Source organism: Sinomonas humi, from assembly GCF_000802235.1.
GTDB lineage: Bacteria > Actinomycetota > Actinomycetes > Actinomycetales > Micrococcaceae > Sinomonas > Sinomonas humi.
The window spans coordinates 49,004-62,737 of the sequence record NZ_JTDL01000147.1 but is presented as its reverse complement, the minus strand read 5'-3'; the positions used below and the strand labels follow the sequence as shown (position 1 = coordinate 62,737).

Below are 13,734 nucleotides of genomic sequence, written 5' to 3'. Positions count from 1 at the left end.
CCCACGGGTGACTGCTAAGGCTCCAAGCGGACCGCGATGAGCGCGCCGTTTCCGAGGGCCTCCGTAGTGGCGTAGAGAGTGTTGCCGCTGACCGCAACGTCAGCCGGCTGCGCGACGTCGAGGAATAGCGACGGGGTCGCGGTGCCGGCCGGGACCCGGTAGATCCCCGGTCCGAACAGCGACGCGACGAACAGGTTCCCACGCCCGTCGAACGCGATCCCGGTCGGGCTCACAAGCCCGTCAACCCAGCGTTGGGCCGCGCCCGTCCATGGATTCACGCGCAGGATCGAGCCGTTGGCTCCGAGACTGGCGTCCTCGGGGCCTCCGGGGAGCGAGGAGACGTAGAGCCAACCGTCGGGGCCTATGGCGACATCGGTGGGCACCGGCTCGAAGGTGTACGTCTGACCGGCGCATGCCGGCGCCCCCAGCGCGGCCGCGATCTCGCTCGTGACCGGGACGGAGGCTCCCGGCAGGACGGCGACCTTGCGTATGGAACCCGTTGTGAGGTTCACCGCGAGCAGGTCGTTTCCACCGGCGTCAGCGACGTAGGCCGTGTTCCCGGACACCGCCACGGCGTAGGGATGCGAGTCGGTCTCGCCCGTGTAAGAGGCCGGGACGCCGAGGCTGCCGAGCTGGGCGAGGCATTCCGCGGGCGCTGTTGCCGGTACCCCATAGGCAACGTTTCCGTCCGGATTGTTCGCCGTCTCGAAGGCTCCGAGCTGGTCGGTGACCGTCCTGACGGTTCCCTTTGCATCGATCGACTTGAGCGAGCCTGCGAGGGGACGCGGGTCGTCGGGCCCAGCGCCTTGGCTCTCGACGAAGTACGTCGTGCTTCCCTGGGCGTCCGAGCCCGCGACGTCCCACTCCGGAGCGGAGTAGACCGTTCGGCTGGTTTCGTCGGAGACACGCGTGAGGCGCCCGGCGAACTCCTCCGAGACGGTCACCGCTCGGCCCGGGCCCACGGAAAGATGCAGTGGCCCCCCAAGCCCCTGCGTCACCACCGTCGGCTCGTGGTCCTTCACAGAGGACGACGGCGGAGCTGCGGCAGCCGTGCCGACTGGAGCCGTCAGCAGGAAGCCGACGACAAAGACGACAAGTGTTTTCTTCATTGGGATCACTCCTGGTGCGTCAGAGGTGACCCGAGGCCGAACAGCAGGTTCCCCACCCGTGGCACACTCTAGCTTGGCGGCCGCGCCGTTACCATGGGCGGCATGGCGCAGGATCTTGGGGCCGGAGCCGCCGATCGAGCGAGGTACCTCGAGCGGGCCATCGAACTCGCCGTGTCGAACGTCCTGGAAGGCGGAGGGCCCTTCGGTGCAGTGGTCGTGATGCCGGACGGAAGCGTCTTCGAGGGGATGAACCGTGTGACCCGAGACCACGATCCGACCGCCCACGCGGAAGTCGTCGCGATCCGCCGCGCCGCCGCCGCAACGCAGGACTTCGACCTTCACGGCGCGGTCCTGTACACGAGCTGCGAACCGTGCCCGCTGTGCCTTGCCGCCGCCCTGTGGGCCCGCATCTCTGCAGTCTTCTTCGCTGCAGATCGGTATGACGCCGAGGCGGCAGGTTTCGACGATGCCGTCTTCTATGAGTACTTGGCCGGTACGGACCGGTCGCTCATGCCGGTCGCCCGCGCCAGTGTCGATCGGCGCGTTGCCCCGTTCGAGGCGTGGAACGCCTTCGAAGGGCGCATCGAGTACTGACCTGTTGGGGAAGCATCACTGAGGCGGGAGCATGCTTCTCGCTCCATATACTGGGAGGCGTGCTTTCTGGACTCGTGATCGTCGACAAACCACAGGGATGGACGAGCCACGACGTCGTCGGCCGCATCCGTCGTCTGGCCGGCACCCGGAAAGTGGGCCACGCGGGGACGCTTGACCCGATGGCCACGGGCGTCCTGGTCGTCGGCATCAACCGCGCGACTCGGCTCCTCTCCTACATCGTGGGGACCTCCAAGACCTACACGGCGACAATGCGCCTCGGGCAGAGCACGGTCACGGACGACGCGGAGGGTGAGGTGGTCTCCGAGACCATCGCCGCGGCCGTGACCGAGGAACAGATCCGCTCGGCTGCCCAGCGTCTCACGGGCGAGATTCTGCAGGTCCCGAGCAGCGTCAGCGCCATCAAGGTGGCTGGGCAGCGTTCGTATGCACGGGTCCGGGCGGGTGAGAGCGTCGAGCTCGAGGCTCGTCCAATCACGGTGCATTCGTTCGAGATCCACGACATCCGCCGAGAACGTGGTGGCCGCGTGCTCGACGTCGACGCAACGGTCCACTGCTCCTCCGGCACGTACGTCCGGGCTCTTGCGCGGGATCTGGGGCTGGCGCTCGAAGTCGGCGGCCATCTGACGGCTCTCCGCCGGACCGAGGTCGGGCCCTACGGCATCCACGAGGCACACACGCTCGAGGCGCTTGCCGAGGACTTCAAGGTGCTTCCCCTCGCCGAGGCAGCGAGGGCGCTCCTGCCGGTGCGGGAGCTGAGCGACGACGAGGCGGTCGAGCTCTCGTTCGGCCGTCGCATTGCTGCGACCGGGCGCAATGCAGTGACCGCCGCGTTCGCCCCCGACGGCAGCCTGGTCGCGCTCCTCAAGGACGCCGGTCCAGCGGCCAGGCCGGAGCTCGTCTTCGCCGCTCGAGGGGGAGAGCTGGCCGAGTGACTGACCCGTTCTTCTGGATCGGGACCGCGATCTGCGCCGTCTCGGCCGTCATCTGCATCTTCGCGACTGTGACCAAGCGCTATCCCGGCGACGCCGCGATCGTCTCGGTCGCCGCCGTCGAGCTCTTCCTCGTAGTCTTCGGTGTGGCCTCGGGCGTACGGCAGGCTGCGGGGGAGGCGATCCGAGGCGAGCCCTGGGAATTCTGGGGCTACCTCATCACCGCCTTCATCCTGCCCATCGCGGCCTTCTGGTGGGCAATCCTCGACAAGACGCGCTGGAGCAATCTCGTCCTGGCGGCTGTGCCGATAACCGTATTCGTCATGCTGTTCCGCATGGAGCAGATTTGGAATGGAGCGTTCTGAAGACGTGTCTGAGACCACTGAACACTCGCCCAGCACCCGAAGCAGGGGCCTTGGCCGGATCATCGTCGCGATCTACGGCATCTTCGCCCTGTCCGCCACGGCCCGGGCGGGCTTCCAGATCGCGACCAAGTTCTCCGAGGCGCCGCTCGCTTACGTCCTGAGTGCTGTGGCCGCCGTCGTCTACATCGTCGCTACGGTCGCGATGGCGAGGAAGGGAGTGACGAGCTGGTATGTCACGTGCGGCGCCGTGCTCGTTGAGCTGCTTGGCGTGCTCGTAGTCGGGACGCTGAGCGTCCTCGTCCCCCAGGACTTCCAGCAGGACACTGTCTGGAGCGTCTACGGCAAGGGCTACGGCTTCGTCCCGCTCATCCTGCCGTTCGTCGGGCTCACCTGGCTCTGGTTCAACCGGCCGCGGCGGGGGAGCGCGACCCGGTAGTGTGGGGGTCGCGAGACATGGGTGATGAGGTGAGGACGGAGGCGAGGAACACGGTGCAGATCTGGCGCGGGCTGGACGAGGTCCCTGACGATTTCGGGCGGGCTGCGGTCACCATCGGCAACTTCGACGGCGTGCACCGCGGACACCAGCAGGTCCTTGCCGCGCTTGTGCGCACGGCCCGCGAGACGGGCAGCAAGCCGGTTGCGGTGACGTTCGACCCCCATCCCGCACGGGTGCACCGTCCGGATACGGCGCCTGATCTCATCATGGGGATCGACGACAGGATCGCGGCCCTTGGGGGGTACGGGCTCGAGGCCGTGCTCGTTCTCCACTACACGCTTGAATTCGCGGCGCAGACGCCCGAGGAATTCGTGCGGAATGTCTTCGTCGACGGACTGCACACGAGCGCCGTCGTCGTCGGCCACGACGTTCGGTTCGGACGGGGGAATGCAGGCGACCTGTCCACGATGCAGGATCTCGGCCGCCGGTACGGCTTTGACGTCGTGGTGGTCGAGGAGTTCCGCGAGAAGGATCCCGGACCCCTCACGGAGGACGAGGGCGCGCAGCGGCGCTGCTCCTCCACCTGGGTCCGCGAAGCTCTCGATCGCGGCGACGTCCACACCGCTGCTGAGATCCTGGGCCGTCCGCACACGATGCACGGCAAAGTGGTCCACGGTGCCGCGCGGGGGCGTGCGCTCGGCTTCCCGACGGCGAATCTGGACCACGACTCGATCGGCCACATCCCCTCCGACGGGATCTACGCCGGGTGGCTCGTGGACGAGGCCGGGACCCGTTGGCCCGCGGCGATCTCCGTCGGGTCGAACCCCACGTTCGTGGGCGTCACGCGCCAGGTGGAGGCCCACGTGATCGATCGCCCTGACGAGGCACCCGAGGACTTCGACCTGTACGGGCAGCGGGTCGCGGTAGAGTTCGTCGAGCGGCTGCGGGGCATGGTCGCCTACCGCGGGCCGGAGGCGCTCGTCGAGCAGATGAAGGTCGACGTCGATCAGGCTCGCCGGATTCTCGCTACGCTTGCTGGGTGACAGATCTCACAACGAATACCCGGGCGCTCGAAGACAGCATCGTGCGCGACCTCGCAGGCCGTATGACATACAGCGGCTACCTTGACCTCGATCGGCTCCTGAACGCGCAGCACCCCGTGAGCGTCCCCGAGCACCACGACGAACTCCTCTTCATCATCCAGCACCAGACCACGGAGCTGTGGCTCAAGCTCGTTCTCCACGAGCTGCAAAGTGCGTGCGGGTGGCTCCGCGAGGACAACCTCGGGGCGGCGCTCAAGGCAATTGCCAGGGTCAAGCACATCCAGAAGACCCTCACCGAGCAGTGGAGCGTCCTCGCAACCCTCACACCACACGAGTACGCGCAGTTTCGGGGCTTCCTCGGCCACGCTTCGGGGTTCCAATCGGGCCAGTACCGCTGCGTGGAATTCATTCTCGGCAACAAGAACGCCGGGATGCTCCCCGTGTTCGACGGTGAACCCGCGATGCGGGCCCAGCTCGAGGAGCTCCTCGATGCGCCGAGCCTGTACGACGAGTTCCTCAGGTACCTTTCCCGCCACGGCTACGCGGTTCCGGCTGAAGTCCTCGAACGGGACGTCCGCCTCGCCCACACCTTCTGTGAAGGGCTCGTGCCACTGTTCAAGGAGGTCTACGAGGACGCCGAGCAGCACTGGTCCGCGTACGAGACCTGCGAGGAGCTCGTGGACCTCGAGGACAATTTCCAGCTCTGGCGCTTCCGCCACCTCCGGACGGTCCAACGCACTATCGGCATGAAGACTGGAACGGGCGGCTCGAGCGGGGTCGGATTCCTGCGCAAGGCCCTCGACCTCACGTTCTTCCCAGAACTCTTCGCCGTGCGGACGGAGGTCGGGCGGTGAGCAAGCTCGCAACCGGGTCGTTGGAACTCGCGAACCGTGCGGCGGAGCTTGACGCCGAGGACCCCCTCGCGCCCTACGGCGCCCTGTTCGTCGAGTCCGAAGGCCTCGTCGCCTATCTCGATGGCAACTCCCTCGGACGTCCTCTGCGGAGGACCGCCGAGGAGGTGCGCCGCTTCATCGACGAAGACTGGGGCGGCCGCCTCATCCGCGGCTGGGACGAGCGCTGGCTCGATGAGCCGTTCGTGCTCGGCGACAGGCTCGGGGCGGCGTGCCTCGGTGCCGGCCCCGGCCAGACGGTCATCGCGGACTCGACTACCGTCAATCTGTACAAGCTGATCCGAGCAGCCGTGGAGCTCGCGGGTGGCCTGGAGAGCAGCCGGACGGAGATCATTGCCGACACGGACAACTTCCCCACGGACCGCTATCTTGTCGAGGGCATCGCGGCCGAGCGCGGCCTCACGATTAGGTGGATCAAGGCCGACCCGTCATCCGGGGTGACCCCGACGCAGGCCGCCGAGGCCATCACGGAACGGACCGCCGTCGTCGTGCTGAGCCACGTTGCCTACCGCTCCGGCTACCTCGCAGACGGCCCCGCAATCACCGAACTCGCACATCGGGCGGGGGCCCTCATCGTCTGGGACCTGTGCCATTCCGCGGGATCGGTCCCCGTGGCCCTCGACGAATGGGGGGTCGACTTCGCCGCCGGCTGCACCTACAAGTACCTCAACGGGGGTCCCGGCTCGCCCGCGTTCGCGTACGTCGCCGAGCGGCACCACGAAGCGTTCCGTCAGCCCGTGCAAGGGTGGCTCGGGCGGCGCGAAGCGTTCGAGATGGCGTCGGGGTACGGGCCGGCCGACGGAATCCGGCGGTTCGTGAGCGGGACTCCGCCGATCTTCGGGATGCTCCCGTTGCGTGACATGCTCTCGCTCGTCGAGGAGACGGGGATCGCCGCGATCCGGGAGAAGTCGGTCAAGCTCACGGAGTTTGCGATCGACGCCCACCGGACTCTCCTCGAGCCCCTCGGCGTCACCCTCGCCTCGCCCGCCGAAGCGGAACGTCGCGGCGGCCACGTCACGCTCGAGCATCCGGCGTTCAGGGCGCTGACCCAGCGTCTGTGGGACGGCGGCGTCATCCCGGACTTCAGGGCGCCTCAGGGGCTGCGGTTGGGGCTGTCGCCCCTGAGCACGAGCTTCGGTGAAGCGCTCCGCGGCATGGAGACGGTGAGGGAAGAGCTCTCCCGGGTCATTTGATAGAATCCTCTGTGGTCCTCGCTGCAGTCCGTGGCGGCCTGGGCCGCGCTGGCTCGGTTCCCGGAGTTTTTCGGAGCGTGGGCCGGTGTTCCCCGGGGACGCAGCGTCCAGCGGGCCGCACGGCACGAAACGAGGAGTTCCAATGGCTTTGGATCCCGCCGTCAAGCAGGCGATCATCAAGGAATATGCCACGAAGGAAGGCGACACCGGGTCCCCCGAGGTCCAGATCGCCGTTCTGACGAAGCGCATCAAGGACTTGACTGAGCACATGAAGCAGCACAAGCACGACTTCCACACCCAGCGCGGCCTGCTCGCGCTCGTGGGCCGTCGCAAGCGGATGCTCGCTTACCTGCACGACACCGACATCGACCGCTACCGTTCGCTCATCGAGCGTCTCGGCCTGCGCCGGTAGTCTGTGAAGCGGCCCGCCTCTCCCCGCGGGAAGAGCTCTTCCCATGGGAAGCGGCGGGCCGCAACACCTTAACGCAAGCGTTTACACCGACTACGAGAATCCACTGTGAGGCGCCGGCAATCTGCGGTCCTCGGTAGTGGCCTTTGAGGGCGGCCTTCCGGCCAGCGCCAAGGGCCTCGATCGAAGACCGGGTTCCGCGCCTCCGCCAACAATGAAACGGAGGTGCTCTCCCATGGAGGGTCCCGAGATCCAGTTCGCCGAGGCCGTCATCGACAACGGCCGCTTCGGCCAGCGCGTCGTGCGCTTCGAGACGGGTCGGCTTGCCAAGCAGGCCGGCGGGGCAGCGATGGCCTACATCGACGACGAGACCGCCCTGCTCTCCGCGACGACGGCCGGCAAGGCTCCGCGCGAAGGCTTCGACTTCTTCCCGCTCACGGTCGACGTCGAGGAGCGCATGTACGCCGCGGGCCGCATCCCCGGCTCGTTCTTCCGCCGCGAGGGGCGCCCCTCGACGGACGCCATTCTCGCGTGCCGGCTCATGGACCGCCCGCTCCGCCCCGCGTTCGTCAAGGGCCTGCGCAACGAGGTCCAGGTTGTCGTGACCGTTCTCGCGATCGATCCGGACGAGCTCTACGACGTGGTCGCGATCAACGCGGCCTCGATGTCGACGCAGCTCGCGGGCCTGCCCTTCTCCGGCCCGATCGGTGGCGTGCGCGTTGCACTCGTCCACGACGGCGAGGGTTCGCAGTGGGTCGCGTTCCCGAAGCACTCGCAGCTTGAGAACGCGACGTTCGACATGGTCGTGGCCGGCCGGGTTGTGTCCGGCGGCGCCGGCGGTGCCGATGGCGATATTGCAATCATGATGGTCGAGGCCGAGGCCACCGACCACTCCTGGAACCTCATCAAGGACGAGGGCGCTACTGCCCCGACCGAAGAGGTCGTGGCGGAGGGCCTCGAGGCGGCCAAGCCGTTCATCCGGGCACTGTGCGAGGCCCAGCAGGACCTTGCGGAGCGCGCGGCGAAGCCGACCGGGGAGTTCCCGCTCTTCCTCGACTACGAGCAGGACGTCTACGAGGCCGTGGAGTCTGCCGCGGCCGAGCGCCTCGCAGAGGTGTTCAGCATCGCCGACAAGCAGGAGCGCGAGGCCGCCTCGGATGCGCTCAAGGACGAGGTCGTGAGCCAGCTCGCGGGCCAGTTCGAGGGTCGCGAGAAGGAGCTTTCCGCCGCGTTCCGCTCGGTTACGAAGAAGGTCGTGCGCCAGCGGATCCTGCGTGACCAGGTCCGCATCGACGGCCGTGGCCTCACCGACATCCGTCAGCTCACCGCTGAGGTCGAGGTCCTGCCGCGAGTTCACGGCTCGGCGATCTTCGAGCGCGGGGAGACCCAGATCCTCGGCGTGACGACGCTCAACATGCTCAAGATGGAGCAGCAGATCGACTCGCTCTCGCCCGAGACGCACAAGCGCTACATGCACAACTACAACTTCCCGCCGTATTCCACGGGTGAGACGGGGCGCGTGGGTTCGCCCAAGCGTCGCGAGATCGGCCACGGCGCCCTCGCCGAGCGTGCGCTCGTCCCGGTCCTCCCGTCGCGCGAGGAGTTCCCCTACGCGATCCGCCAGGTCTCCGAAGCACTCGGGTCGAACGGCTCGACGTCGATGGGCTCCGTGTGCGCTTCGACGCTCTCGCTGCTCAACGCGGGCGTTCCGCTCAAGGCACCGGTTGCCGGCATCGCGATGGGCCTCGTCTCCGACGAGGTCGACGGCCAGACCCGCTACGCGGCCCTCACCGACATCCTCGGTGCCGAGGACGCGTTCGGCGACATGGACTTCAAGGTCGCCGGCACGAGCGAGTTCGTGACCGCCATCCAGCTCGACACCAAGCTCGACGGCATCCCCGCCTCGGTCCTGGCTGCCGCACTCAAGCAGGCTCGTGAGGCGCGGCTGCACATCCTCTCGGTCATCAACGCGGCGATCGAGGGCCCGGACGAGCTCTCCGAGTTCGCGCCGCGCATCATCGCGATCAAGATCCCGGTCGACAAGATCGGCGAGGTCATCGGCCCCAAGGGCAAGATGATCAACCAGATCCAGGAGGACACGGGCGCCGACATCTCGATCGAGGACGACGGCACCGTGCTCATCGGCGCGACCGACGGGTCCTCGGCGGAGGCGGCACGGTCTGCGATCAACGCGATCGCGAACCCGCAGCTTCCCGAGGTGGGCGAGCGCTACCTCGGCACGGTCGTGAAGACGACGACGTTCGGTGCGTTCGTCTCGCTCACGCCGGGCAAGGACGGCCTCCTTCACATCTCCGAGCTGCGCAAGCTCGCCGGTGGCAAGCGCGTGGACAACGTCGAGGACGTCGTCTCGGTGGGCCAGAAGGTCCAGGTCGAGATCACGAAGATCGACGATCGGGGCAAGCTCTCGCTCGCACCCGTAATCGCCGAAGACGAGGCCAGCAACGAGGAGGCCGTGACCGTCCAGGCAAGTGCCGAGGCGGCCGACGCCTAGCCCATGGCCAGTGTTGCCTTGCCGCTGACCTCCGGGCAGCTGGTCGACGGTGCGCCGTCGACGACCACGATCTTCGGGCAGGATGGGGGCGCCGTCGTGCGGCGTTCCATCCTGCCCGGAGGCGTGCGCGTCCTCACTGAGGCGATGCCGGGCCAGCGCTCGGCATCGATCGGCTTCTGGGTCGGGGTCGGCTCCCGGGATGAAGCTTCGGGCCAGCATGGCTCCACCCACTTCCTTGAGCATCTGCTCTTCAAGGGAACCCGCCGCCGGACCGCCCTCGAGATCGCTTCGGCGTTCGACGAGGTCGGCGGTGAGTCCAATGCGGCCACCGCCAAGGAGAGCACGTGCTATTACGCACGCGTCCTCGACACGGACCTTCCCATGGCGATCGACGTCATCGCCGACATGGTGACGTCCGCCGTCCTCGACGCCGACGAGCTCGAACAGGAGCGCGACGTCATCCTCGAGGAGATCGCGATGGACGGCGACGACCCGACGGACGTCGCCCACGAGCATTTCGTGGCCTCTGTCCTCGGAGAGCACCCCTTGGGGCGCCCGATCGGGGGCACGCCTGAGGCGATTCGCGCCGTCGCCCGTGATTCCGTGTGGGAGCATTACCGCCGCTACTACCGGCCCTCGGAGCTTGTGGTGACAGCCGCGGGCGGCCTGGATCATGACGTCGTCTGCCGGCTCGTGCTTGAGGCGCTCCAGTCCGCGGGATGGCGGCTCGAAGAGGGCACCGCGCCGGTCCCGCGCCGCTCCACGGCCGCGGCCGAGATCATAGGCCGCCCGGGCCTCACGGTCGTCAAGCGTCAGGTCGAGCAGGCCAACGTCATCGTGGGGTGCCCCTCGATCACGGCGACTGACGGCCGTCGCTACGTCATGAGCGTCCTGAACGCGGTGCTTGGCGGCGGGATGTCGTCACGCCTGTTCCAGGAGATCCGTGAGAAGCGGGGGCTCGTCTACTCAACCTACTCGTTCGCCTCTGCCTACGCGGACGCGGGGTACTTCGGCCTGTACGGCGGCTGCGCGCCAGCCAAGGTCCCGCAGGTGCTCGCGCTCATGGACACCGAGCTTGCCAAGCTCGCCGAGCACGGGGTCACCGAGGAGGAACTCCGCAAGGCGGTCGGCCAGCTTTCGGGCGGGATCGTGCTGGCGCTTGAGGATACCGGCTCGCGCATGTCCCGTCTGGGCCGCGCCGAGCTCGTTTCGGGGGAGTTCCAGGACGTCGACGAGACGCTCACCCAGATCCGATCCGTGACGGCCGACGACGTCCGCGAGTTGGCGGCCCAGCTCGCCTCGGCGCCGCGCACCGTCACTGTCGTGGGACCGTTCGACGAGACGGAGACGTTCGGGCTCTAGGCCAGGATGTCCTTGGTGCTGAACCTGCCATAGGCGAGCGCTCCGAAGAAGGCGACGTACGCCGCCTGAAGGAGGGCGTTCGCGCCGAACGAGCTCCACGAGATCGGTTGGCGCAGGAGGTCGGCGAGGTCGAGCCAGTGGTCGCTCAGGAGCCACGGGTGCAGCCAGTCGAGCTGGTCGAGTGCGTCGAGCACCTGGGAGACGACTGCGAGGACGACTGTGGCGGCCATCGCGCCGACTGGAACCGTTGTCATCGTCGAGGCGAAGAGACCGATGGCGGCGAGGCCCAGGAGCGAGACCGTGGCAAAGCCCCCCATGAGCAGGAGCCGCCCGAAGGCCTCGCCCGGCCCGATCGTGTCGCCCGAGAGCAGGGTCGCCCGCCCGACCGGGAAGAGGGCGAGGCCGGTGAGGACACCTCCGAGGACGACGGCGAGTGCCGCGGAGACGCAGAACACCGCTGAGGCGAGGTACTTGATGACGAGGAGGCGGAGCCGGCCCGCGGGCGCCACGAGCAGGTAGCGCAGCGTCCCGAGGCTGGCCTCGCCCGCGATCGTGTCGCCAGCCACGACCCCGACCGTGAGCGGGAGGAAGAGGGGCGTGCAGACCACGAGCCCGACGACGCCGACGAACAGCCCGTTGTGAGTGATCTGGTCGAGGAAGGCGGGGCCGCGCCCCGTCGGCGGCCCCTTGGGCGAGAAGCGGACAGCGAGCCCAATGAGCACTGGCACGGCAGCGAGCGCCGCGAGCATGGCCCAAGTGCGCCAACGTCGGAACAGGACGGATACTTCGGACGCGAAGAGCCTGACACCCGGCAGCAAGCTATTCTGCAACATCGAACCCCTCTCCCGTGAGCTCGACGAAGCGTTCTTCAAGGCTCGCAGCGCCGGCGCTGAACCCTCGCACACGGGCTCCGGCCCGCACTAGGGCGGCGACGATGTCCTCGGCCGGTGGAGCGCCGTCGGCCTCCGCAACGATGCTGCCTGACCCCGCCGGTTCGGGTTTGAGGCCGAACTTGCGCAGGACGTCGGCAGCCACTCCTAGGTCAGGCGTCCGCACCTCGATTCGGTGCTGCGCCGCGCCGCGGAGTTCGTCGAGTGGCCCCTGCGCCACGAGCTGGCCTGCACGGAGCACCGCCGCGTGGGTGCAGATCTGCTCGACTTCGGCGAGGAGGTGGCTTGAGACGAAAACGGTCGTGCCGTCGTCTGCGAGCGAGCGGATGAGCGACCGCACCTCGCGCGTGCCCTGGGGATCGAGTCCGTTTGTCGGCTCGTCGAGGACGAGCAGTTCTCGCGGAACGAGGAGCGCCGCGGCCAGTCCGAGACGCTGCTTCATCCCCAGGGAGTAGGCATGGACCTTCTTGTGAGCAGCGTGCGAGAGCCCGACACGTTCGAGCGCACGAGCGACCCGCGCGCCCTGAGTGGCGGCGGGCGACTTGAGGTCGGCGGTGTCGAACCGGCGGAGGTTTGCCTCGCCGGAGAGGAACGGGTAGAAGGCGGGCCCCTCGACGAGCGCGCCCACCCGGGGGAGCACGTTCCCGAGGCGCTCGGGCATCTCTTCCCCGAGCACGACCGCCTGGCCTTCGGTCGGCGCGACGAGCCCGAGCAGCATGCGGATCGTCGTCGTCTTCCCGGAGCCGTTGGGCCCGAGGAAGCCGAACACAGCCCCTTGCGGGACAGCCAGTTCAAGGCGGTCGACCGCGGTCTGGCGCCCGAAGCGCTTGGTAAGCCCGATGGTGCGGACAGCGAGCGCTTCCGTCACTTGGCGGCGGCCATGAGGGTCGCCGCGGGGACGCTACCGGCGATGACCCTCCCGTCGTTCGTGATGAGGATGTTCAGGAGAGAGGACGAGAGCAGTCGGCCGCCGGCGACGGGGGAGGCGAGCTGCTTGACAAGCGCCGAGCCGGTGAAGCCTGCGGGCACCTTGTCGGCCGGGACGACGACGACGGAGTCCCAGTTCTTCGCTGGCTCAGTCGCCTTGGACGCCGTTGCCTTCGGCTTCGGTGTAGCTTCGGAACCGGCCTTCGGCGCCGGGAGCTGTTCCTGCTTGACAGTCGCGCCAGCAGGAGGCGTGAAGGCGAACACCGACGCATCCGGGGCGTGCAGGTCGAGCTTCTGGAACGCGGTATGGAATGCGGGGTCGGACTGGCCCTTCGCGTAGACGTCCACTGACAGCGGAAGCCCGGTCTGGGATTCCACTGCGATCTGCACAGATGCGACGAGCGTCCCCGAGGTCTTGGGCGTCAGGACGAGGGTGTAGGCGCTGTGGTCTGCGACCGTCGTCGTTGGACCGAGCGTGACGTTGGTGCTCGGCCCTGCGGCCGTGAGGAAGCGCTGGGCGAGCTGGTCAGGCGTCACAGCCGGCACGCTGGGGCTCGTTGAACCGCTCGATGTGCCAGAAGGCAGACTCGCGTGCGTGGCCGTATTGGTCTTGGAATCGTACGTCCAGGCGTCGCTCCCGTTCCGGACGGCGTCGCGCTCGGCGAGCTGGTCCATCACCTGGACGCGGAGCTTGCTCGGCCCGTCGGCGTAGACGCGTGCGGTGTGCGGGGTCGTGAGGAGTTCGAGGACCGTGGCCGCGGAACCGAGGCTTGAGCTGCTGGTCGCCGGTCCGAGCGCCTGGGAGGGGATCGAGGGCAGCCCAAGGTCTGCCTTCTCCTCTATGGTTCCCGAGAACCTTTGCGCTGTGTGCCCGGCGACGAGGGCCAGCACCTGTTCGGGAGTCGAGGGCGACGGCGGCGTCACAGCCGAGGCTCCCCCTGCGAGCACAGCAACCGCTACCGCAGCCGGGGCCGCAGCCGCGGGGAGCCATCGGGTCCAGATGCGCTTCATACCTCCACGCTACGCCGAGTGC

The 13,734-nt window shown here is 68.1% G+C and carries 14 protein-coding genes; 10 read left to right on the top strand and 4 right to left on the bottom strand.

Annotated features, from left to right (window positions below):
- Positions 1-14 precede the first annotated feature (14 nt).
- Positions 15-1,109 (bottom strand): ScyD/ScyE family protein, encoded by a 1,095-nt coding sequence (locus LK10_RS18700; protein ID WP_156144260.1) that lies wholly within the window; start codon positions 1,107-1,109, stop codon positions 15-17.
- Positions 1,110-1,211: 102 nt separating this feature from the next.
- Between LK10_RS18700 and LK10_RS18695 the strand changes: the two genes are divergently transcribed.
- The 10 genes from LK10_RS18695 to LK10_RS18650 all read left to right on the top strand — a co-directional run bounded on the left by LK10_RS18695 (position 1,212) and on the right by LK10_RS18650 (position 10,884).
- Positions 1,212-1,703: a nucleoside deaminase gene (locus LK10_RS18695; RefSeq protein ID WP_043127250.1), complete on the top strand. Its 492-nt coding sequence runs from the start codon at positions 1,212-1,214 to the stop codon at positions 1,701-1,703.
- A gap of 59 nt (positions 1,704-1,762) precedes the next feature.
- Positions 1,763-2,656, top strand: a complete 894-nt coding sequence (gene truB, locus LK10_RS18690) for a tRNA pseudouridine(55) synthase TruB (protein ID WP_043127143.1) — start codon at positions 1,763-1,765, stop codon at positions 2,654-2,656.
- A complete protein-coding gene (locus LK10_RS18685) occupies positions 2,653-3,018 on the top strand; it encodes a hypothetical protein (RefSeq protein WP_043127140.1) in 366 nt (121 codons plus the stop codon). The genes truB and LK10_RS18685 overlap by 4 nt, the downstream gene beginning before the upstream one ends.
- Positions 3,005-3,454 (top strand): hypothetical protein, encoded by a 450-nt coding sequence (locus tag LK10_RS18680; RefSeq protein ID WP_043127137.1) that lies wholly within the window; start codon positions 3,005-3,007, stop codon positions 3,452-3,454. Before LK10_RS18685 ends, LK10_RS18680 begins: the two co-directional genes overlap by 14 nt.
- 53 nt (positions 3,455-3,507) lie before the next feature.
- The gene (locus LK10_RS18675; protein ID WP_043127248.1) at positions 3,508-4,497 is read left to right on the top strand and encodes a bifunctional riboflavin kinase/FAD synthetase; all 990 of its coding nucleotides are present in this window, start codon (positions 3,508-3,510) and stop codon (positions 4,495-4,497) included.
- A 62-nt stretch (positions 4,498-4,559) separates the two neighbouring features.
- The gene (locus tag LK10_RS18670; protein ID WP_081998683.1) at positions 4,560-5,351 is read left to right on the top strand and encodes a tryptophan 2,3-dioxygenase; all 792 of its coding nucleotides are present in this window, start codon (positions 4,560-4,562) and stop codon (positions 5,349-5,351) included.
- Positions 5,348-6,601, top strand: coding sequence for a kynureninase (locus tag LK10_RS18665; RefSeq protein WP_043127132.1), 1,254 nt, complete (start codon positions 5,348-5,350; stop codon positions 6,599-6,601). The genes LK10_RS18670 and LK10_RS18665 overlap by 4 nt, the downstream gene beginning before the upstream one ends.
- 142 nt (positions 6,602-6,743) lie before the next feature.
- Positions 6,744-7,013: a 30S ribosomal protein S15 gene (gene rpsO, locus LK10_RS18660; RefSeq protein ID WP_043127127.1), complete on the top strand. Its 270-nt coding sequence runs from the start codon at positions 6,744-6,746 to the stop codon at positions 7,011-7,013.
- Between the two features lie 232 nt (positions 7,014-7,245).
- Entirely contained in the window at positions 7,246-9,522 is a 2,277-nt protein-coding gene (locus LK10_RS18655; protein ID WP_043127125.1) for a polyribonucleotide nucleotidyltransferase, read from the top strand.
- Positions 9,523-9,525: 3 nt separating this feature from the next.
- On the top strand, positions 9,526-10,884 hold the full coding sequence (locus LK10_RS18650; RefSeq protein ID WP_081998677.1) for a M16 family metallopeptidase: 1,359 nt from the start codon (positions 9,526-9,528) through the stop codon (positions 10,882-10,884).
- On the opposite strand, the gene LK10_RS18645 is transcribed toward LK10_RS18650, so the two are convergent.
- Genes LK10_RS18645 through LK10_RS18635 form a run of 3 tightly spaced genes read right to left on the bottom strand, consistent with a single transcriptional unit; the run spans position 10,881 to position 13,712 of the window.
- Positions 10,881-11,717, bottom strand: coding sequence for an ABC transporter permease (locus LK10_RS18645; RefSeq protein WP_043127122.1), 837 nt, complete (start codon positions 11,715-11,717; stop codon positions 10,881-10,883). The genes LK10_RS18650 and LK10_RS18645 overlap by 4 nt on opposite strands.
- Positions 11,704-12,642, bottom strand: coding sequence for an ABC transporter ATP-binding protein (locus LK10_RS18640; RefSeq protein ID WP_043127120.1), 939 nt, complete (start codon positions 12,640-12,642; stop codon positions 11,704-11,706). The genes LK10_RS18645 and LK10_RS18640 overlap by 14 nt, the downstream gene beginning before the upstream one ends.
- Positions 12,639-13,712, bottom strand: a complete 1,074-nt coding sequence (locus LK10_RS18635; RefSeq protein WP_043127118.1) for a LolA family protein — start codon at positions 13,710-13,712, stop codon at positions 12,639-12,641. The genes LK10_RS18640 and LK10_RS18635 overlap by 4 nt, the downstream gene beginning before the upstream one ends.
- Positions 13,713-13,734 lie beyond the last annotated feature (22 nt).